The organism is Mesorhizobium sp. M0207 (genome assembly GCF_040321995.1).
GTDB lineage: Bacteria > Pseudomonadota > Alphaproteobacteria > Rhizobiales > Rhizobiaceae > Mesorhizobium.
Genome location: NZ_JAMYSQ010000029.1, coordinates 1 through 21,345, shown reverse-complemented (window position 1 = coordinate 21,345; position 21,345 = coordinate 1). Strand labels below are relative to the sequence as shown.

At 59.7% G+C, this 21,345-nt stretch carries 18 protein-coding genes and 1 pseudogene; 10 read left to right on the top strand and 9 right to left on the bottom strand.

Features of this window, described 5'->3' with window-relative positions:
• Nucleotides 1-2: 2 nt before the first annotated feature.
• The 4 genes and pseudogenes from pdxR (at nt 3) to NKJ15_RS27795 (ending at nt 3,414) form a co-directional block, all read left to right on the top strand.
• Nucleotides 3-1,499 (top strand): MocR-like pyridoxine biosynthesis transcription factor PdxR, encoded by a 1,497-nt coding sequence (gene pdxR / locus NKJ15_RS27810; protein ID WP_502906960.1) that lies wholly within the window; start codon nt 3-5, stop codon nt 1,497-1,499.
• A gap of 158 nt (nt 1,500-1,657) precedes the next feature.
• A pseudogene (locus NKJ15_RS27805) lies at nt 1,658-1,756 on the top strand (MOSC domain-containing protein); the annotation flags it as partial.
• Nucleotides 1,757-1,937: 181 nt separating this feature from the next.
• Entirely contained in the window at nt 1,938-2,645 is a 708-nt protein-coding gene (locus NKJ15_RS27800; protein ID WP_352458254.1) for a B3/B4 domain-containing protein, read from the top strand.
• A 247-nt stretch (nt 2,646-2,892) separates the two neighbouring features.
• Complete coding sequence (locus NKJ15_RS27795) at nt 2,893-3,414, top strand: helix-turn-helix domain-containing protein (RefSeq protein ID WP_352819016.1); 522 nt, start codon at nt 2,893-2,895, stop codon at nt 3,412-3,414.
• Between the two features lie 277 nt (nt 3,415-3,691).
• Here NKJ15_RS27795 and NKJ15_RS27790 read toward each other — a convergent pair whose 3' ends face one another.
• Nucleotides 3,692-4,747: a cytochrome-c peroxidase gene (locus NKJ15_RS27790; protein ID WP_352819079.1), complete on the bottom strand. Its 1,056-nt coding sequence runs from the start codon at nt 4,745-4,747 to the stop codon at nt 3,692-3,694.
• 810 nt (nt 4,748-5,557) lie between these two features.
• Nucleotides 5,558-5,782, bottom strand: a complete 225-nt coding sequence (locus NKJ15_RS27785) for a DUF982 domain-containing protein (RefSeq protein ID WP_352708458.1) — start codon at nt 5,780-5,782, stop codon at nt 5,558-5,560.
• 637 nt (nt 5,783-6,419) lie between these two features.
• Here NKJ15_RS27785 and NKJ15_RS27780 point away from each other — a divergent pair.
• A complete protein-coding gene (locus NKJ15_RS27780; RefSeq protein ID WP_352684092.1) occupies nt 6,420-6,890 on the top strand; it encodes a Ros/MucR family transcriptional regulator in 471 nt (156 codons plus the stop codon).
• Between the two features lie 227 nt (nt 6,891-7,117).
• Here the strand turns inward: NKJ15_RS27780 and NKJ15_RS27775 are convergent, their stop codons facing one another.
• Nucleotides 7,118-7,330, bottom strand: a complete 213-nt coding sequence (locus NKJ15_RS27775) for a cold-shock protein (protein WP_023679670.1) — start codon at nt 7,328-7,330, stop codon at nt 7,118-7,120.
• Nucleotides 7,331-7,703: 373 nt separating this feature from the next.
• On the opposite strand from NKJ15_RS27775, the gene NKJ15_RS27770 reads away from it, so the two are divergent.
• The 3 genes from NKJ15_RS27770 (at nt 7,704) to NKJ15_RS27760 (ending at nt 12,284) form a co-directional block, all read left to right on the top strand.
• On the top strand, nt 7,704-7,931 hold the full coding sequence (locus NKJ15_RS27770; RefSeq protein ID WP_352473851.1) for a hypothetical protein: 228 nt from the start codon (nt 7,704-7,706) through the stop codon (nt 7,929-7,931).
• A 958-nt stretch (nt 7,932-8,889) separates the two neighbouring features.
• Entirely contained in the window at nt 8,890-10,314 is a 1,425-nt protein-coding gene (locus NKJ15_RS27765) for a M16 family metallopeptidase (protein ID WP_352819013.1), read from the top strand.
• Between the two features lie 512 nt (nt 10,315-10,826).
• Nucleotides 10,827-12,284: an NAD-dependent succinate-semialdehyde dehydrogenase gene (locus NKJ15_RS27760; protein WP_352819077.1), complete on the top strand. Its 1,458-nt coding sequence runs from the start codon at nt 10,827-10,829 to the stop codon at nt 12,282-12,284.
• Between the two features lie 831 nt (nt 12,285-13,115).
• Here NKJ15_RS27760 and NKJ15_RS27755 read toward each other — a convergent pair.
• The 6 genes from NKJ15_RS27755 to NKJ15_RS33110 form a co-directional block, all read right to left on the bottom strand.
• Nucleotides 13,116-15,170, bottom strand: coding sequence for a class I tRNA ligase family protein (locus NKJ15_RS27755; RefSeq protein ID WP_352819011.1), 2,055 nt, complete (start codon nt 15,168-15,170; stop codon nt 13,116-13,118).
• A gap of 284 nt (nt 15,171-15,454) precedes the next feature.
• Nucleotides 15,455-16,234, bottom strand: coding sequence for a phytanoyl-CoA dioxygenase family protein (locus NKJ15_RS27750; protein ID WP_352819008.1), 780 nt, complete (start codon nt 16,232-16,234; stop codon nt 15,455-15,457).
• Nucleotides 16,235-16,740: 506 nt separating this feature from the next.
• Nucleotides 16,741-18,003: a lysine N(6)-hydroxylase/L-ornithine N(5)-oxygenase family protein gene (locus tag NKJ15_RS27745; RefSeq protein ID WP_352819005.1), complete on the bottom strand. Its 1,263-nt coding sequence runs from the start codon at nt 18,001-18,003 to the stop codon at nt 16,741-16,743.
• A gap of 246 nt (nt 18,004-18,249) precedes the next feature.
• Complete coding sequence (locus tag NKJ15_RS27740) at nt 18,250-18,438, bottom strand: iron-sulfur cluster assembly accessory protein (RefSeq protein WP_352819002.1); 189 nt, start codon at nt 18,436-18,438, stop codon at nt 18,250-18,252.
• Between the two features lie 174 nt (nt 18,439-18,612).
• A complete protein-coding gene (locus NKJ15_RS27735; protein ID WP_352485074.1) occupies nt 18,613-18,822 on the bottom strand; it encodes a hypothetical protein in 210 nt (69 codons plus the stop codon).
• Nucleotides 18,823-19,324: 502 nt separating this feature from the next.
• Nucleotides 19,325-19,630 (bottom strand): hypothetical protein, encoded by a 306-nt coding sequence (locus NKJ15_RS33110; RefSeq protein ID WP_502906959.1) that lies wholly within the window; start codon nt 19,628-19,630, stop codon nt 19,325-19,327.
• Here NKJ15_RS33110 and NKJ15_RS27725 point away from each other — a divergent pair.
• Nucleotides 19,606-20,007, top strand: a complete 402-nt coding sequence (locus NKJ15_RS27725; protein ID WP_352753643.1) for a hypothetical protein — start codon at nt 19,606-19,608, stop codon at nt 20,005-20,007. The two genes, NKJ15_RS33110 and NKJ15_RS27725, sit on opposite strands and share 25 nt — an antisense overlap.
• Before the next feature lie 165 nt (nt 20,008-20,172).
• Nucleotides 20,173-20,853 (top strand): OmpW/AlkL family protein, encoded by a 681-nt coding sequence (locus NKJ15_RS27720; protein WP_031260882.1) that lies wholly within the window; start codon nt 20,173-20,175, stop codon nt 20,851-20,853.
• Nucleotides 20,854-21,345 lie beyond the last annotated feature (492 nt).

Below are 21,345 nucleotides of genomic sequence, written 5' to 3'. Positions count from 1 at the left end.
AAATGGTCCAGTCTTCAAGTGCCGGTTCTGCAGGTCGCTCGCACGCGATGGGTGCACGCCAGATCTACGAGGCTCTTCGCGAGCAAATCCTCGGCGGCGTCTATGAAACCGGCAGTCAGCTGCCGTCCTCCCGAGGCCTCGCAAATGACCTTGGGGTTTCGCGAACGACGGTGACGGTCGCCTATGACCAACTGACCGCGCAAGGTTTCATCGAAGTCCGTCAAGGCGCACGACCTCGCGTTGCATCTTCGCTGATCGGTCCTGAGACGAGCCGCACTGTCGCGAAACGAGTCGGCCCGGTTCATCTGTCCGCCTATGGCGAACGACTGCGCGTCACGCCGCCCTGGCCGGATTATCTGCCGACTGGGCTGAAGGTCGATTTCCGCTATGGCGACCTGGCGCCGTCAGACTTCCCCGCATTGGTCTGGAAACGTGCGATGAGCAAGGCGATGGGGCAGCGCCCGTTGCGTCTTGCCTATGACGATCCTCGCGGCTCGCGCCGGCTGCGCCAGGCGCTCCAAGGCTATCTCTGGCGCGCCCGAACCCTGAGCTGCGACCTCGAGCAGATCATCATCGTCAACGGTTCGCAGCAGGGCCTAGATCTGTGCGCTCGCCTGCTTCTCGATCCCGCCGACCGCTTCGTCATCGAGGACCCGTGCTATAGGATGGCGCGTCAGGTCTTTGCCAGTACGGGTGCCTCGCCCGTCCCGGTCACCGTCGACGAGGACGGGATGAAGACGGAGTTGCTGGCGGGGATTGGTGCACGACTGGCCTATGTCACGCCATCGCATCAGTTTCCGCTGGGCGGCGTCATGCCGATCACGCGCCGCCACCAGCTTCTGGAATGGGCGCGGCACAACAATGCCTACGTGATCGAGGACGACTACGACAGCGAATATCGCTACGACATCAATCCGGTCCCTCCGCTGCACAGTCTCGAGGACCACGGGGCTGTCATCTACCTCGGCACGATCTCCAAAACGCTCTCGCCGATGCTGCGTATCGGCTACCTCGTCGTCCCGCCGGAATTGCAGGTGGTCTTCGCTACCACCAAACAATTCGCGGACCGGCATTCGCCGGTGGCTGAACAGGAGGCTCTGGCCTGTTTGATCGAGAGTGGCGGCTATGAAAGCCATGTGCGGCGTGTGCGCAGGCTGAACGGCGGGCGTCGGGAGACGTTGTTGGGCGCCTTGCGGCGCAGCTTCGGAGATCGCATCGCTGTCCAGGGAGCAGAGGCCGGTCTGCACGTTGTCGTTTGGTTCGACGAACTGCCGCGATCGCGGGAAACGACCCTGGTCGAAGCCGCCCGAGGCGCGGGCCTGGGGCTACACCTGATCTCGCCCCTTTACGAGCGGCAGTCGGACGAAGGCCACATCGATCGCGTGGGGCTTGTCATGGGCTATGCCGCCTTGAGCATTCGGCAGATCGAGAAGGGCGTTGAGATCCTGCGAGCGGTTGTCAGGCAGGTGCAAGACGCGTTGCCGGGACACGGTGGCTAAAACGGCGGGGACGTGGCGTGCTGGCGAGGAAACCGACGCTTGGGCTGAACCGCATTTCGTTGCAAAGCCAACTGGACTGGAAATACGCCATGCAACTGGTGCTGTTGATCAGGCCAGTTTGGCGGCAGATTTTCGAGACGAATGTCCGAGAGCGATGCATGACCCGGCATGGAAAGCTGCTTCACATCCATATCGCGCCTGCTGCCTCCTATGAAATGGAGGAGCTAGCGGAGGCGCAGCTTATTGCCGGCCAAGGTGGGCTCGAGCACCCGCAAGACATCAGGCCTTGTCCACCGCCGAATGATGGAATTATCCAGCGCATGGTGCGGCATGCACCATGGCGACGCCAGAAGATCTGGACGCTCGACAAGCACCTTTCTTGAAACATTTCCCGAACGACCCGCAGCGCAAAGCCTCCCCATGAGAAAAGAGCATCCCATGTCTTTCACGCCATTGATTGCCCCCGAGATCAAGGCCCGCTACCCGGATTTTCATCTGATCAGCATTGTGGTGCGGAACGCTGAAATCGACGTGCCGGATGCACAGGCGTTGAACGACACGATTGCGGCGGCGGAACAGGCGGCGCTTCGCGATGACGCCCAAAGGGACGCGCATCTTGCGGCGTGGGCCGTTGCCTACGAGGCTTTCGGCACAAAGGCCAATCGAACGCCGTGCTCGGCCGCCGCGCTTCTCAAGCGGGTGCGGAAAGATGGCTCTCTCCCGCGGATTTCCCCACTGGTTGATGCCTACAATGCCGTCAGCGTGTTGTATGGCGTTCCGATTGGCGGGGAGGATCTCGATCTCTACCAGGGGGTCCCGAGACTTTTAATTGCGAAGGGAGCGGAGCCATTCGACACGATCCAGCAAGGTGAAATGGTAACCGAGCATCCCGAACCGGGCGAAGTCATCTGGTGCGATGATGCCGGTGTCACGTGCCGCCGCTGGAACTGGCGGCAGGGGCGGCGCACCATGGTCACGGTCGATACCCGCGCCATGTGGCTCGTGCTGGAAGCCCTCGGCCCAATGTCAGCTAAACAGATGACGGCCACCGGAGAGCATCTGATGGGACTTATCCAAGCGTTGTGCCCGGGTGCGCGAATCGAAACAGCGCGGATCGACGAATCCACTACATCTCGTGTCCCTTAGGGCATGGCCCCACCTTTCGGAGAAACACCCCACTCAGCCCTGTCCGGATCTGGCGCTCCTTGCTCGCTCCGCTGGCCTACACAGTTGATTGCGAACGACCCAGAACGGCTCTCGAAAACGAGCGTCGAACGAAATCAGATCACTGCTTGTTCTCCCTTAGCGTTGTTTGGCGTACTTTTATCGCGATGCCTCCAGTGGGGATGGTCCAAATTGCGCAAGCTCGGTCGAGTGATCGCGGAGAAGCTTAATGTCGACTAAATCGAAATTCATGGAGCGGTACGGACAACGGGTGCGAACCCGGGACGTCGTCCCGGTGTCGTCAGGCTCTCCCGTCCGACTGAGCCTCAGTTTTCTTCACGGCGCGAATACTCCTGAGGCCGCCCGGATTCTCCTTAAGAGACAGCTGCCGCTCAGGACGGCCCACGCGATACTCACGGAGATGGTCGATCACGGCAAGGCGTTCGTGACGGTTCCTTGCGTCGACGACCTATTGGAACTGAAGAATGAACTGTCGTCCGCAGGCGTGATCGCGAAGGTTCATGCGCCGCGGCCGATAAGTGTTCGCGAAGTCCGGGATCGCACGAAGCTCTCTCAGGAGGCATTCTCCGTGAGGTATGGCCTCGATCTGGCAACGCTTCGAAACTGGGAGCAAGGTCGCTCGAAACCGGATGCAGCGGCGAATACTCTCCTTTGGACCATCGCCCGGAATCCGGAAGCAGTCGAAGAATCGCTGGACATGGAGGACGGAGTGGCTGCCCATTCGCCCTAAGGGGGCCGATCACTTCGGCGCGCGGCAATTCGGCCGCCAGCGCGATGGCCGGCCGCCGCGCGGTATCGACAGCGCGCGAGCCTCATGCGTCAGACGCCATCCTTGGCATGTCGCACGCCAGATCCCAAACATGATTCCATCGCAACGAGCTGGTGACGGAAGCAGTGTCTGCACTTTGGAAACGAGCCATTTGCGTTCTCATGGACGTCGCGACTCGTCTCGTCCAGTAAAAGTCGCAATAATTGTCAATTGCGATGTTCTGCAGTCAGCTGGCCGTTTATTTTCCTAAAATCTGCGTTATAGGCCGGGGTGTTGTCGCCGTTTCGGCGGGTAAGATGGGATAGGCGACCTCGGGTGCCTTTCCGGTCAGCGAGTTGAGGAAGGCAACAAGCAGGTCGACTTCTTCGTCCGCCAGTACCACGCCAAGCTGGGTGGTTCCCATGATGGCAACGGCCTGTTTCAGATCCCAAACCTTGCCCGAATGAAAGTATGGCGCGGTGAGTGCAACGTTGCGCAGCGGCGCCACGCGGAAAACATAGGAATCGTCGGCTGCATTGGTGACCGCAAATCGGCCCTTGTCTTTTTCCGGCAGGACCTCGGCGCTGGGCTGTTCCACGAGGCCGAATGGGTAATAGGCTTCCCCACCAACGTTGATGCCGGCATGGCAGGACGAGCAGCCTTTGTCCATGAAAAGCGCCAGGCCCTGTTTCTGTTCGGAAGTCATGGCAGCCTCGTCGCCATTGAGGAAGCCGTCGAAGGGGGCCGGCGTGACCAGTGTCGCCTCGAAGGCTTCGATTGCCTCGGCGAAGTTGTCGAACGTGACGCGATCGGCTTCAGCCGGAAAAGCTGCATCGAACCAATCGACATATTGCGGCATCGACTTGAGGGTGGCGATGACTTGACCCGGTGTATTGGCCATTTCGACGCCGGCTTGGACCGGTCCCTTCGCCTGAGCCTTCAGGTCTTCGGCACGACCGTCCCAGAACTGGGCGATGTTGAAGACAGCGTTCAGTACAGTCGGCGCGTTGCGCGGTCCCTTTTGCCAACCATGGCCGATCGAGGTTTCATGATTGTCGTCGCCGCCGGTGGCCAGGTTGTGGCACGAGTTGCACGACAAGACGCCTGACGCCGAGACGCGTGGATCGAAGAACAGGGCCTTGCCGAGAGCGATCTTCTCCGGGGTGATCGGGTTATTGGCGACTGCCGGCGTGGTGGATGGCAAGGCCCTGAAGGTGGCCAGTGCCGTTTCTCTGAGGTCTGCGGGGATCGAATCCGCAGCAAAAGCGGTGGCTGCCAGCAACGGAACAGCCATCGTACTGAGTAGGATTTTCATAAATGATCTCTCTGCGTCGTGCACGCAGCCACTCTGGGATACGCAGCCCATGAACGCCCTGCGCTAGATCAGCTGCGGGAGAGGACCGGGGTCTGACACCTGTTTTCGCGGCAGAGCTGGGACCCTCTTGGAAGTGATCGCTCTTCTCGATTGGACTTCAGGGAGGAGGAGGAGGATCCCTGCTCGGCAACCTTCGGCGCCGGAGCCGTGCTCCGGTTCTCTGCGCCTTCTACCAAGAAGAAATCGGGTCCGCCGCCGTGTCAGATTTCGGTTGGGGGCCGGTTATCTGTTCCGCTGCAGGTCCTGCTCGATTTCCGGGCCTTCGCCAGATCGACGTTGGCCCAAACGATCCGCGATCGCGTCTTGTAGCACCCTTTGCGGGACAATCTTATTTTCGACTGTGGAGGGCCGTTTGGGGTGAGCGAAATTAAACGAATTTCAAAGGGCGCCCAAGTAGCTGTTTTGATTAGCTTGTGAGGCCTATAGCCTCCATCGAGCGAATATTGGCAGACGATGGAGCACAATTTTGGCTTCGTTATCATCTTGCTTCAATGGGACAACTTCTTTGCAATAACTACACGGCAATTTACCATCATAAATTTGAGAGAACCAAGTCCCATGCAGTGATTTTCACATCGGAAGCGTTGCAGTCCTGTCGCGAGAAGTTGATTTAAAAATACAACAAGATAACATCGCCATAGGGGCCCAAAATATTGTTTGTTCGCTATAGTACGCTCCAGATGCCGGCGAAATCTCGATACAATAACCTCGTCGGCGTACCCGCTCCAGCGTCACATACGGCTGCGACGCCTATACTTGCGCTTTTCCACTGCCCGACATGCAGGCAGCGAGCCATTGCATCGCGGAGGTTGCATCTTCCAATATGGCGACCTGTTCCCCAAAGCGGAAAAAAGTCTTGCGCGCTGCGCTCGCAGGTATTCGTCCGTTGTATGCATCAAAGCACGCCCTGAGGGCGGCTTCGTAGATCCGGTCTCTGCGATCTTCTGGCCCTTCGTTGAGGAAAATCGATAGCATCCGCAGGACTGGCAATCTCTTGCACGATGTGCGCTGGACGTCTTACGAAAAGTGGGCTGCTGAAAGTCCCTGAGCTCATTCGTTCCTCCCGACCTGCTGAACCGCTAGTTTGCGTAAGGCGCCTCCTCTACACCCGCCCACCATTGCGGAATGTGTTGTCACAGCGGTAGCGGTTCAATAGCAAGCAGCGGCGTGATGTCCTCGGTTTACCCGCGGTCCAATCCCTAACATCCTGCTGCGAGAGCGGCTCACCGGATGAATCTACATCGTTTCGACCAATTGCGAATCAACGCTTGATAGTTCCTCCACGCGCCACCAGGAAGCGGCCACTGCTCTGCCACCGATTTCACAGCCAAAGAGAGGATGGCGAAACAGGAATAGCCCGCTTCGTTTCGAGATTACTGGTCATTTTGGCGCAAAGCTTACGGCCGAGACGCGCCTGAAAATGCGCAAGCACCGCGGCAGGTCGCCAACAACGGAACGCATCAACGGTCATGACGGCGCGATACTGCGCTATAGATCTCGCTGCTGGACGAGCACGGCAATAATCCTGTCGAGACCTTGGTTGCTTTCAGCGGAGACCGCCACTATGAAGCGACGCTTCGCCGACTGTGTTTCACGCCGCCTGGAGAGTTTCATGACAGAAGAAGCCGAAAAAAACATCGACACCCTCATCGAGCTCACGGCCGATGTCGTCTCAGCCTATGTCTCCAACAATCCGATCCCGGTGGGGGATCTCCCTGCCCTCATCGGCCAAGTGCACGCGGCTCTGAAAGGGACGGCCGGAGGTGTCTCTGCAAAAGAGCCGGTTGCCCTTACGCCTGCAGTCCCGATCAGGAAGTCGGTGACACCGGACTACATCATCTCCCTTGAGGACGGGAAGAAATTCAAATCGCTAAAGCGCCATCTGTCGACCCACTATGGGCTGACGCCGGATGGATATCGGGCCAAATGGGGCCTGCCGGCGGATTATCCCATGGTCGCGCCGAACTACGCCGCGGCGCGCTCGTCATTGGCCAAGACAATGGGGCTCGGCCGCAAACCGAAAGCGCCGGAAGCGCCGGAGCCGGCGCCGACGAAGCGAACCCGCAAGAAGGTCGCGGCTTGATTTCGGCAATGGAGATTCGTTCTGGAGCGTTGCAGCCATCGGCTTAATCTGCGCGTCATATCGTCATATAAAAAGGCGGGGCCAACCCCGCCTTCCTTTTTTGTTTCATGAGGAATTCGCGACGCCTGCAGCAATCTGCTGCCCTCAGTTTTTGCTCGCTCCTATCGAGCGGCCGTGAGGACCTCCGGACCTACGCGCCCACTCTTGCCAGGACGCAGGAGAAAATTTCAACCAGCTTTGCTGAGGCTGCCAGCGGAGGATTTGCCGGTGCGGCGATCCTGCTCGATCTCATAGTTGATCTTCTGGCCGTCAGCGAGGGTAGAGAGGCCCGCGCGTTCGACAGCGGAAATGTGGACGAAAACATCCGGACCGCCATTGTCGGGCTGGATAAATCCAAACCCCTTGGTGCTGTTGAACCACTTTACCGTTCCAGTAGGCATATACGTGTTCCTCCTTAACAATTGCAACGTCGGGCAGGCCATTAGGCCTGCCTGACTCATAGCCGAGACTTGGGCGCAGCAAAAAGCGAAAAATTGTTAAGCCCCGATCAGCTGGCGCACTCCATTTTGGCCGTAGTCGCCAGCAAGCACTGTCCTACACTACCGCTCGAGCATGGCCGCAAGCGCCCGATCCTTCCAACGCTCCTCAGCGCCACGTCTAGGGCTGGTGCTTGGAGGCACGGGACGTAAGGCCGACCGCTGCTCGTGCCGCCAGGTCAAAGGCCGGGTAGTTCACGGAGCTACCTTCGTGCATAACGGCTTGGCAAGCGCTTGAAGGAGTTTCGAATTGGATTGTTTCAAGAGGGTCGAGGGGTTGATCGATGCCACCAGCGTGGAAGCGATCGATAACGCGCGCGTTTTGCTGGACCAGTTCAAGGGCAAGTCAGAAACAATCGCCCAAGCGATCGACGACTTCCTACTTGATTTCATGACCTTGCTGTTTGTGGTAGAAGCTACCCGCGAGCGGTTCCACAATCCGGCGAGGCGGTTGGCGCGTATCAGATTGAGCAGGATCAGGCTGTTACTCACCCGATGCTCTTGACCTAAGGGACCACGCCGCCAGGGATGCGTTTGCAGCCGCAAAGAAGGCAAAATCTGTTCGCCGGCAAACCGAGCACAGCCAGTCGGTATTTGCGCAGATGAATTCGACCGCGACCGCCAAATTCTCCTGTTTGGTACCCAGCGACGACGGCAAGCGCGGACAGCTTCCGTGCTGCTGTCCTCCAGCGACAGACGTGCCTGCATGCCCCTCTACGGCGAGCTCGACGGTTGTTTCTTACGTTTGACCAAGGTCCCGCGCAAACACTCCCCTTTCCCGCAGCAACTCATCAGGCTCAACGGCCTCGCGGCAGGCGCATTACGCCAGAAGCGCGCGACCGCATCGTTTTTTCCCGCCCGAATCCTACGATCTTCGTTTTCCAGCGCCTCGCGGATATCGCCCAACTTGCCGATTTTTGGATCAGATCCGTCCTAGCGCGCGAGCAGGCTCCGGGTTCGAGTTGGCTGGGCTGCTCACGCCTCTGCCCTTCAGCATCGACCCGGTCTGGCTGTCGAGGACAGGGTCCCGCTGGGGCGACCAACATCTCCATTCTCACCGTCAGTGCAGCGGCCATTCGAAGCGCATCCTATACCCCTCCCCGGCAGCGCGCCCAATCGTCTTCCGAACGAAGAAGATATTCTCAGCCGCGCGCGTCGCGTTCGGCCCTGTCCGATGTCCGACAATGTCGGATGCGCAACATGGCAGAGCCCTATTTGTCCACTGCCTCGAACGGTTTTCTGATCTGGCACGGTGCATGCTTGGTCATCCGCAAGGCGTCGCGGACCAAGGAGAATCCCGTCCCATGATCACCTCACCGAGAAATACTCCCGCAGGTCTCCTGGGTCCATCCAAAGATGAGGCTCGAGTAAGGCCTGGCCCCGTGAAGAGCTTATTCATCTGGCTCGCCGCTGCCCCCCGATCCTCCCACGCGGGGAGACGGGGACGCAGCGACTTCATCAAAATGAGGAACAAATCACTTTGCCTCGAACCTTGCCTTTCGACCAGCCACCACCACAACCGCAGCCATCGATCGTCCCCCTGGCTGCGCAGGGCGTTCATTGCCACCGCGCTGGCCCTGGTGACGACCGCTCCGGCTCTGGCCGCCACCGACGGCGGGAAGGTGACGGATTTCCTGCTCGACAACGGCATGGAAGTGGTCGTAATCCCCGATCACCGCGCGCCGATCGTCACTCATATGCTCTGGTACAAGATCGGCAGCGCCGACGAGCCACCCGGCAAATCCGGTCTTGCCCATTTCCTCAAGCATCTGATGTTCAAGGCGACGACCAACCACGCCGCCGGCGAGTTCGACCGAGCCGTCTCAGCGATCGGCGGCTACAATAACGCCTTCACCGCCTATGACTACACCACCTTCCTCGAGACGGTGGCGCCCTCGGCGTTGGGTGAGATGATGGGCTTCGAGGCCGATCGCATGTTCAACCTCATCCTCAACGACGATGATATCAAGACCGAGCGCGACGTGATCCTGGAGGAGCGCCGTTGGCACAGAGAGACGAACCCGCATGCTCTGCTGGACGAGGAGGTCAACGCGACGTTGCGGCAGAACCAGCCCTACCGCATTCCGGTCATGGGCTGGATGCAGGAGATGGAGAAGCTGAACGGCACCGACGCATTCACCATCTACAACAAATACTACCGACCGAACAACGCCGTGCTGGTGGTGGCCGGCGACGTAGAGCCTGAGACGGTGAAGGCGCTGGCCGAGAAGACCTATGGCAAGGTTGTGCGCGGGCCGGACCTGCCCCCGCGCCACCGTCCGGTCGAGCCGGAGCAGAACACCAGGCGCACAGTGACGCTGACCGATGCGCGCGTTTCGGTGCCGAGCTTTTCCACTCAATGGGTGGTGCCGTCCTATCATACGGCAGAGCCCGGCGAGGCCGAGGCGCTCGACCTGCTGGCCGAGATCCTCGGCGGCGGTAACCGCAGCCGGCTATATCAGGAGCTTGTCGTCAAGCAAGGCATAGCCTCGGCGGTCGGCGCCTCCTTCCAGGGCACCATGCTAGACGACACCAATTTCACCATCTCCGGCTCGCCGCGCGGCGATGCAAAGCTAGTCGATCTCGAAGCGGCGGCCGTTGCCGAAGTCGCCCGGATCGCCAAGGATGGCGTCACCAGCGACGAGCTGGACAAGGCCAAAGATCGCTATATCCGCTCGGTGATTTTTGCGCACGACGAGCTGGGCCACATCGCCAACATTTATGGCAAGACGCTCACCACCGGTGGCAATGTGAAGGACGTGCTCGAGAGGCCGGACCGCATCCGCAAGGTCACCACCGACGAGGTCAAGACGGTCGCCGCGCGTTATCTGGTGCTCGACCATTCGACCACAGGCTATCTTTTGCCGCAGCAACAGGCGGGGAATTGATCATGAGCTCCATCCCCATGCAAACGCGCCGGCCGATCTTCCCTCGGCGCGCCTTCGCCACCCTGTTCCTCTCCACCCTCTTTCTCATCTTGCGGGCGCTCGCCCGGTAAACGGGATCTGTTTAAAGCCGCGAGGAGCGGTTTTCGCGGGCCTTGCCAGGCATTTGCCGGTTCAGGCGTCATTATTGGGGTGCGCTCCTCCTCAGGCCAGCCTCTCTTCGAGTGAACAGAGTCGCCGATTCGTGGTCCGCAGATTGTAGGCGCAGGCCACCAGCATCCACTCCGCGCGGCTGGCGAAGCTGCCGATGTCCGTTGTTCAATCGTTCGACTAGTAGAACCGCGAGGCATCTTCTAGCGTATTCAGGTATTCTCCCTTTCCAGGTGGGTACCGTGGTCTACCAGCTGTCTGGCCGAGGCCCTATAAGGAACCCGGACGTCGCGGAGTACACACCGCACCTGCTATATATACCTGCTGCGTTGAGGAGGAATCCGGTATTGCCCCTGTGCCTGCCGATGATCCGTCACCTGAGATCCCCCGACCTGTTTGGACCCATTGATCGCCTGCCGGCACTTGGCACGCGGATTAGCGAGCGGACATTCGAGGTCCTCAACCCGTCGACTGGCGAAGTGCTGGCAGAACTACCCGACATGGGTGTCGAGGAGACAGGCGCTGCGATCGACAAGGCCTATGTCGCGCAGCCTGGATGGGCAGGGTTGACCGCACGTGAGCGCAGCGACGTTCTATGGCGATGGCATCAGTTGATCATGGACCACGCCGACGATCTCGCCGCGATTCTCACCGCGGAGATGGGCAAGCCGCTTGCCGAAGCCAAGTCGGAGATATCGCATGCTGCGGCGTATCTGCAATGGTACGCCGAGGAGGCCAATCGCGTCTATGGCGAGACGATCTCCGCACCATCGATGGACCGCCGAATGCTGGTAATCAAGCAGCCCATCGGAGTTGTTGGCACGATAACGCCATGGAATTTCCCGGCCTCAATGGTGGCGCGCAAAATCTCGCCAGCCTTGGCGGCGGGCTGCACGATCGTCCTCAAGCCCGCTGAACAGACGCCGCTCGTGGCGGGAGCAATGTTCGCCCTCGCCCATCAGGCTGGCTTTCCCGAAGGCGTCGTCAACCTGATCTATGCGTCCGAAGGTGACGCGGTCGGCCGCGAACTTTGTACCAACCCCAAGGTCCGCAAGATCAGCTTCACCGGGTCGACTGAGATCGGGCGCCTTCTCATGCGCCAGTGCTCGGATCAGATCAAAAAAGTCAGCCTTGAGCTCGGCGGCAATGCACCTTTCATCGTCTTCGATGATGCCGATATCGATGCCGCGGTTGACGGTGCGATCCAGGCGAAGTTCCGCAATGCCGGCCAGACCTGCGTTTCGGCGAACCGCCTTTACGTCCAGTCGGGCGTTCACGACGAGTTCGTCGAGAAATTCGTGCAACGGGCTCGCCAACTTCAAGTTGGGGACGGTTTCGCTCCCGGAGTGGACATCGGACCGCTCATCGACAAGCACGCTTTGGCCAAGATCGAATCCCATATTGCCGATGCCGTCGCCAAAGGCGGCGCAATTCGATGCGGGGGCAAACGCATCGGCACGAATGGCACGTTTTTCCAAGCGACAGTCCTGACCGGTGTCTCCAGCGAGATGACCGTCGCGCAAGAAGAGACATTCGGGCCGCTGGCACCGATTATTCGCTTCAAAGATGCGGATCAGGTCGTGCGTGAGGCCAACGACACGATCTACGGCCTCGCGGCCTACTTTTATGCCTCCAACCTGAAGCATGTCTGGCGTGTGGCCGAGGCCTTGGAATATGGAATGGTCGGGGTAAATACCGGCCGGATGTCTTCAGAAGCGGCGCCGTTCGGTGGGATAAAACAGTCCGGCATCGGGCGGGAGGGATCCCGCCATGGCCTCGAGGACTACCTAGAAATGAAATATCTCTGCATGGGCGGCATCTGAATTTTCGGCTTGCAGGGTTCACAGACCGGGTAACCTAGCGAGCGATCTCCAAATATGTGAATTGTAGGATCGCTCCTCGATTGAAAACTGAGGGGCGGCTCCGTACCCGAGCAAACACGCAATCCTGAAGGAGCACCCTGGCTGGACTTATCTCTCGACGAGACAAGCGTCTGCATTGTCGGCGAAGACGGCGTGCATGTGACGGAGCATACGCTTGCGAGGGATTTGGCGGCCCTCGCCGACTATCTTCAGGCGACGGGCTGTCTTTGCGCGGGTCTGGTTGGAAGCTTGTGCACCATCGCGATCGTGAACGCTGGTTGTGCGCAATATCCGGTTTCTGGGGCAGAATTTTGAACCTGCTACCTTCCGATTTTCAGTAGCTCAGTTGTTGTTCGGCCGACTGCCGCGCCAGTACAGGCTCGGACACAATCGAAGATACCATCAGGCAGGCATTCGCATTCGACATTTCCGGTGATCGGCGCACGATCCAGGGCGCGCCAGGTTGACCAAGCGGCTCGAACCGCATGTCAGTCTTGACCGGCTGGAGGACGGAAATCCCGCGATGCCGAAGAGGTTGGTCAGCGCAGTCGAGCCCACACGGCATTTGCGGCACGAAACAGCAAGGGCTGGGAAGCGATCGGCCGAGCGGTCCTCGAAGGCGCGGGCCAGGGTGTCGACGATGCGTTGGTTCAGGTCCGCCAATCTGGTCTCTACCGTCTGATAGCGGCTTCGGTCGCCAGTGACAGCGAGTAAAGATATTTGGCATCATCGGCTTTGATTGCCGCGCAGATCTGGTCGAGATTGGGATAGCTCACTGGTGCACCTTTGGGCTCATAGTGCTTCCTCCTCATCGAGATGAGGATTGCCGGATTTGGCGTAGAACACCAACACGGGTCCGAGATCAAAGCGCGTCCCGGGCGCAAGGCGCTGGACGGACCGGGGCCATGTTTCGGTTGAGACGCCATCGATGCCTCGCGCCAACGTTCTGGCGAAGCGGGGCATCAGCGGAGCGAGTGTCGGTGCCAGGATCGCAGCGGCCGTCGTCTGAAGGGCTAGCGAAGTCCGATTGCGGGCGGGATAGAAACGTCGCGCCGCCTCATAGTCTCGCGCCCCACGGTAGATCACGCAATCGCGCACGAAATCGCAGACCTGAGCGGCCGCGCGCCGGACCGAGAAGCCTTCGTCCGAATAGGCGCGCTCCATCGCCGCGCGATAGATCTCTATCCGAGCAAAGAAGGCGCGGTCGACCGGGCTCCAGTCGCCTGCATCGGGTACACGGCCGGCAAAATCCTGCTTGATTTCCTGGTCCAACGCATCAAGCCAGTTCAGCCAAATCCCTTGGAACACCTCGTTCTCGGTGCGGCGCAGCGCGTCCAGCGTGAAATCCGTCCGCTCACCTTCCGGGCGTGTCAGGCCCAAATGGAGGCGCACGACGTCGACTGTCTTTGGGCTCAGAACCTCCTTGCCCCAGACCGCATGGCGGCAGCTGGTTGAGAACTTCTTGCCGTCGAGCAGGTAGAACTCGTTGACGTGATAGTGGATGCGTGGCGTCCAGTGGGAGAAGACCTCGGCGTAAAGAGCGGGGTAGAGTAGCGCGTGGTAGAACGAATTGTCGAAGCCGAAGAAATGGACAATCTGCCAGTCGTTGCCGGGCATCTCCGCCTTCCAGTCGCGACCCAGCAAGCGGCCGAGCGCCTGGATGTTGTAAAGAAAACCGAAGGCCATTTCCGGCCAGACCCAGATCACTTGCCCCGGGAACCCTTCGGCCGGCAGGCCCCAGTCCGAGGGGTGGGTAATGGGCACTGAAAAGTTGCCGCGTCGGCGTAGGCGCGCGAAGAGATCTAAGATCCGTAGCGGGACGCCCGACGCCCTTAGATGCCGGTCGATATTGTCGTAGCATCGGTCCAAGGCAAGTTCCGGGCGGCGGACGGAGCCGACCAGCGGCGCCTCGGCAGACTGCCGTGACCGGGCTGCACCCAAGTCGTGGCAAAGGTTTGGGGCGCCGCATTCCTCGCAGATGTTGCCAGCGGCGGAGCCCCCGCAATCGGGGCAGAGGCCGCTAACATCCGGCTCGTAAAGATAGTGGCCTGTCACAGCATCGAAAAGCGCAGGGCTCTGGCGCAGATCTACCGCCGTGCTGCTCAGAAGACTCCGGAAACACGCGGCTTGAAACTCGCCGTAACCGTCATCGCCCATTGTGGGTTGGAAGCTGTGGACGTCGCAATCGAGAAGTGCAAGCGTGGCGCGAATTTCGTCGGCGTAGTAGCGCGCCACGTTTGCAGGCGTCGATTGATCGGCATCGGCGCGTATCGTGACGTAGCTCTGGTTGTCATCGCTTCCAGTGAGGTGATATGCTTCGACTCCTTTCATGCGCAGGAAACGAGTATAGACGTCGGCGCCGAAATAGGGGCCAGAAAGATGTCCCAGATGCAGATCGCCATTTGGCGTTGGCGGCGTGGAGAAGACGAAGATCGGCCCGCGTGGAGCCGTGGTCTTTGCAGCGGCATCAAGGGCGGCCTCGCCGTCTCGCCAGTAGACATCGACGAAATTTAGGTCTTCGTCCCCATCGTTGCGCAGCACATGCGCTTCAAAAGGGTGGAACAGAACGACATCGCCCGCCTCGACCGAGATTTCCCCACGGTCGATCGTGACCTTGCCCGCGCCAGACAGGACCACGAAGGCCTCGATTTCGTCGTGCCGATGGGGCTCGGATGTAACGCCCGGTGCCAGCCTACCGAACGAAAAACCCGTGCCGACGCTTCCCGTTCCAAGCGTGGCCATGTCGATACCGAACGCCCGCGACAGCTCCGTTCGAGAAAACGTGTATTTGCGCATGACAACGAACCTAAGCTGTTGAAGCCGTGGGATCTTCGGCTGCCAACGCAACAGCCTCTTGTCCAAGTTGCGCAGAGAAGCGGCAGCCCAACCCGTTGGCGGCCCCGGCCAGAATAATGCGGCTCTGGGCCGCCAGGCGGGCGACGAGGGGGGCGCCAGTCGGGCTGTAGGCGTCATAGAAGACCGCCCTGCGACCACCTCCATAATCCACGTGCCGAAGCGTCGTAACGGGCTGCGGTCGCTCCGCGAGCCCGCAAATCAGAACGCCATACTCTCCGCGCATTTTCGAGCGGCCGATCAGTTTCGTGTGCATGCCTCCGCCTTGCTGCGTGAGCTCAATCGCGATAGAAAATGCCATTTGGGGGCTTGAGATTGTCGAGATCGGCCACTTTGCCCTCGGGTGGGTTAAGGGCGCGCTTAAGCACGTTATATTCAGCGCGGGTCGGTCCACCGGTTGAAGCACGCTGGAACACCAAGTAGAGTGTCCGCCGCGAGCGATTGCTTTTGTTCGGTCGTGAGTAGTGCGGTGCGTAATCGTCGAAGATGAAGATGTCGCCAGCCTTCCATACTACGGGTTCCCAGGAGAACATTTCGGCGACTTGAGGATCGATCACCCCACCGGCATCCATGGGAAACACCCCCTTCTTGTGGTTGCCGGGGCTGAAGAAAAGCCCGCCGTTTTCCGGGTCGGAGTCGTCGATGCCTATGGCAACCACCGCATGGACCATCCGGTCGGGGAGTTTGTGTGGAATGTGATAAATGTCCTGATGCGGGAGATAGCCGCCGCTGTCGGGGTAGTGGAAAATCAGCAGCTCCTTGAGCCTGCGCGAATCTTCGCCAAGCAAATCCTCGACCGCTGACTGTATGCGCTGATCTTCTAAGAGCAAACGACGCAATGGATCATGGAAGTCGAGAAAATTCTCGATCTTGGAGATGATCTTTCGATTGTCCGTCGTCTTCTCGAACCACATGAGCCATTTATCATCGCTGACATCCCAGCGTGACATATCTTCGACAAAAATAGAGATATCTTCCTGAGCCGCCGGAGCGAAGAACCTTTCGAGCCTGACGTATCCGTCTTTCTGCCACTTTTCTCTTTGTGCATCAGTCAACATACGAAAAGCCTCCTGTTGGAAAGACTGGTTGGTCGGACATCCCAATTAGGGCAGTCGGGCGCTGGTCAAGTTGCGGGTCCACAGAGACGGACTCACGTCATGTGGGACGGCGATGCTAAGTGCGTTCCGCTCCGGCGGATATTGCCCGCAGAAGCTCGGCGCGAGACTGCCTATGTCAGGCTCAGCCGGGTCCAGGGGTTCCGTAAACTGGGCCGGATCAATCGCTTCACCCGGTCCAGCCACGACACGCATTGCTAAAGGCCGGCACCATCCGCTGACCGCCGACCCAGCCATGGCCGGCAAGACCACGGCGCTCTTTCGAGTGAGCGACCTGGTACGGTCTTGACAACCGTAGGGGAAATGCACGCCCCCAGAATAATGCGATGCGCCGCTTGGTCCAAGGGCTTGTTCGGTCACGATGATTTCGGAGAAGCCTCCGGCCTTCGGCGCAGCGGAGGCGGACATCATTCCTAGGATGCCACCGCCGATAATCAGAAGTCTACGAGTCATATCCCGCTGCCCATTTCTTCGGCTACGGGGTCGGGCCAGCGCTCGATCGAGGTATGGCTGATGAAGCCCGGATGCTCGGGGTTCGCGCATGGCGCGCGCCCAAGAAGGCTATCGAGGATGCGGCGCGCGCGCCAGGCCAGCAGGCTTAGGTTCGGATCGGCCAGGCCGCGCTGCCCGAGGCTCGCGTTTTGTACGAAGATGCGTCTGTCACCCGGTCCGTCCCAGCTCACCGAAAAATCCTCGCGAATAGCTAATTCATTGTCGATCTGCTCCAGCCGGTGCGCGATGGGTGCCAAGAAGTCTGGGACCGCGTTCTCGTAACCGGTGGCCAGGATGACGATGTCAGCCGTGACTTCTTCGACCTCGTCCATGCCGTGCTGCAGGGTCAGTCTGTGACCCGCGCCGGCGTTGATGCAGTGCGAGACGGTGCAGCCCGGCCGCAGTGTGATGTCGCATCGGTTTGGCTCGAAAAATGCGTGGCGGTACAGCGCCTGATAGATCGCGCGCAATGTACTTTCCGAAATGCCGTCCGAGGCAAGCACGAAACGCCGCAGGAGCAGCTTGCGCTGCGACTCGCTCATCGCCGCGAAACGATCCGAAAAGCAGGGCATGAACAACTCGTTTGTGAACGGGCTGTCGTCGAGAGGCAGGTAGTTCTCACGCTGCGAGACCCAAGTGATCGAGGCAGGCCGCCGTTCTTTCGGCAGGCCGACAAGGTGCAACATCACCTCGGCTCCCGACTGGCCTCCGCCAACCACGCAGACATGCTTTCTCCGCACCTCAGGATGGATGTGCAATAAAACAGATGAGTGGAACAGGTTGCGTCCAGTCCAGCCCTGAAACTGAGACAGAATTTGCGCCTGCTTGCCAATGCCGACCACGAGGTTTCTGGCGCCGAGAACCGCCTTATCCGTCCGCACCCGGAACTCGCCGTCAAATCGGATTTCGCGCACCGTCTCGCCGCCACGTACAAGTGGGTTCCTTTGGAAGACCCAGTTCAGGTATTGCTCAAACTCAACTCTGAGCACGGCTTCGAACTGTGCGTTCAGGAAGTGGTACAGACGCCCCTTCTCGTGCAGGAAGTTTACGAAAGTGTAGGCTGATCGCGGATTCACCAGCGTGACCAGATCCTTGAAGTGGCTGACCTGGAGCTCCGAGGAATCAAAAGCGATGCCTGAATGCCAGCGGAAGTCGACCTGCCGATCCAGGAACAGTGCCCCTTGCCCAACTTGCTCGTGTATCTGACACGCGAGGCTCAAATTGGACGGCCCAGCACCGACCCCAACGCAAGATAACTCCACTTGGCTTTCCTCCTATAGAATGTTCCCACTAGGCGGCTTGTTCGCGGCTAGTATCGGCCATAGCCATTGGCCCCCTCGCGGACGTTTCGATCCCCGGTGCCGACCGGATTTGCGAGAATTGTCCTGCGGGTTGTCGAATGTAGACCCGAGCATTCCAGCGCGGTGACAATCGACGGGTCATGCCGGGGACGTGGGTTGGGGGCATCAACGTATATCCTTTCCGCCCGCCTCGATGACCGCCTCGCCGTTACGCGAGACGCTTTCCAGGCCCATCAGGTGTTTGAAGCCGGCCGAGTCGCCCGCCTCGACCATGACGCGCCGGCCTTTCGCCGGCTTGATGGCAGGCGAGAGCGCGGTTTTTCTGCGGCGACGGTTTTCGGTGCGCATGATCATGGACGACGTCTCGCTGATGCGTTCGCAGAATCCCGTGCATGGGCCGTGCCAGAGAAGGAAAACCTTGTTAAACAGCGGGTTGGCGGATTTGCGATCCTGTCGGAAATCCGACATTGAGGGGGGACGCCACCGGCGGCGCCCGATTTGCACGTCGATGTCGCCTTTTCCGAATAGCTAATCGGGCACCTTCTGCACCAGAATACTTCTCATGGAGACCAGCACGAAGCCTTCATGAACGGACAGTGCATAACCCGGTGTCTCTGCCGGACAGATCGCGATATGCCGTCTCCCATCGAGGTCGGCAGTTGCAAGAGCTGCCAAATCCTTCGCCCTATCGTGCCGTTGCACTGGCTCGATCCCGACATCCTCGGAGGCGGCGATCATGAAGAGTGACGCATCTCATGTCCGCCGCGACGCCTCTCTCATGAGGAAGCAATTCTCTGTGTTGGTGTCGGATCGATGCTCTTGATGACATGGTTGCGGATGGGGCCAGACCTGAGCGCATCAATGATTGCGCGATCTGGGACCTTCACCAACTGGATTGTCGAATCTCTGTAAAGATAGCGGGAAGGAGAATTGCGTTCTGACCACTCTGCCGGTTCCAAAAGCACATGCGCCATTCGGTTCCTGCGACTCAATCCAGGCGGAGGGATGAGGCCGCAAAGCAGTCTTTTGCGCGCCCACCGGTGGGCCAGGGTGGAGCCGTCGTAAACGCAGTTATTCGATGATCGCCGCCGCGGAGTCCTCAGGCTGTGCCGCGCCCGGCACCGGCGACGTAGTGGTCGTCGATCGCCCCGTAGCCGATGTCGATCTGAAGCTCGGCCAGTTTCGCGGTGAGCTTCATTGCTATTCCGCCGTGCCCACCGAGCTCGCACAGGAGGTTCTCTCAGGCGGTCACGGCTGCATTCGTTGTCGGATCTTCGACGATGTCGGACATGAGACACAGCGCCATCAGGGTGATCGCATTGTTCTGAAATGATTTTTTCATTTGGCACGACACCTGCAAAGCAGTCCGCAAAACGCGCTGCGGCACGGACAGAGGAGAAATCATGCCATGATCAAGCTCGCCGAACATGCGGTCGCAGCCGCGAAAACTGAGCTTTCCCGGGCCGACGGAAGACTTTGCGCCTGTTTTCCAGGCGACATCACTCTTCGGGTTAGCCGGACATGACCGTATTCGATTTCCGCCCAACGCTGAATGCTCCGTACGATGATCCCCATCTTTGGCTCGAAGATGTAGAAGGAGAACAGACACTTGCCTGGGCCGCCAGCCAGTCTGCCAGGACCCTGAGGCACTTCGGTGGAACACAGTTCGATCGCGACCACGAGGCCCTGACAGCGATCTTCGACCGTCCTGACAAGGTTCCCGTGATCACGCGCCGCGGTCAGTACCTCTACAATTCTGGCAAGATGCCGGAAATCCGCACTACTATGGCGCCGGGACCACCCTTGCCGCCTATCCGCCGATCCTGCTCGCCACCACGAAGCGGGACGACCGCGTCCCACCCGGGTCACGCGCGTAAGACGGCCGCAAAGCTGCAGGCCTTTGGTTATCCCGCTTACTTCTAAGTGAGTACAGGTCGATGATTGCGAGCACGGCGCAAATAATGGGTGCGCGGTCCCACGCAAACTGCGCATGAGCGCTCCGCCAATCACGCAATTCGAACAAGACTTTTCGTAGTTCAGTGCATCATTTCTAAACAGCAAGGAGAGAATATCATGGCGAGAAACCAAATGCGCGCGGCACGGGGAGTAACAGCGGCCGTTTTCCTCATCGTGATGGGACAGCAGGCCGTCGCGGCGGACCTTGCGCAAGCCGCGAGCGTCCCGCAGGCGGGCGCCTCGGTCACGGAAGCGCCAAGCCCTTGGCAGATCCGCCTGCGTGCGTTGGGGGTCGTCACTGAGGATTCGGGCTACGTCAAAGCAGTGCCCGGCTCCGATCTTTCCTATTCGAACACGGTGACGCCGGAACTCGATATCTCCTATTTCTTCACGGACAACATCGCCGCCGAGCTCATACTCGGCACCACCTATGCAAACATCGGGGGCCAAGGAGCGATCGGCGGGCTGGGCAAGATCGGCAAGGTTTGGCTGCTGCCGCCTACGCTCACATTGCAGTATCATGTTACCAATTTCGGCGCTTTCAAGCCCTATGTTGGTGCCGGCGTGAACTACACGATATTCTATAACCAGGATGTCGGCAGCGCCGACGCTCTCAAGGTTAGGAACACGTTCGGCGCCGCGCTGCAGGTCGGGTTCGACTACATGGTGGATCAGCACTGGGGCGTCAACTTCGACGTGAAGAAGCTTTTCCTCAAGCCAGACTTTGACGTCACGGTCGACGGCGCGAAGCTGACGGGGAAGGCTGCGCTCGATCCGTGGTTGATAGGCGCAGGTGTCACCTACCGCTTCTGATACGCAACGCGAAGGCGGCCCTGCTGACAGCCGATCTGAAATGAAGGGCGCCTCGGGCGCCCTTTCCACGACGGCGGTGCACGGCGAGTCGACCCGGATCGATTAGAGGGGTGGGCCTTGTAACCCTTGGGCGGGGAGGTGTCCGAATCGGAGGAATGTTCTGATCAACTTCATGCGATGACCATCCAACGCATAGCAGCCGATTGTCGGGGATACTTGAAGAAGCCGTTGTTAAGAGTGGGCGTCCCCGCCTGCACCCGACCAGGTACTTGCCAGTAGCAGCCGACAGGCTGCCCCGCGCCAGGGGCGGGAAGCCGAACGGGGCAAGATCGCTGAAGCCTGCCGAAGAAGACCGGGCGCGGTTCACGAGCAGCCGGGGGGGGGCGGGCGCCCCCGCGGGGCCCGCGAAAAAATATTGATATATTTGGGGTGTGGCGGTGTTGGTGGGGCGGCCCCACACAGGGTGTGTCCGGCCCCGGGCCCGCGAACAGT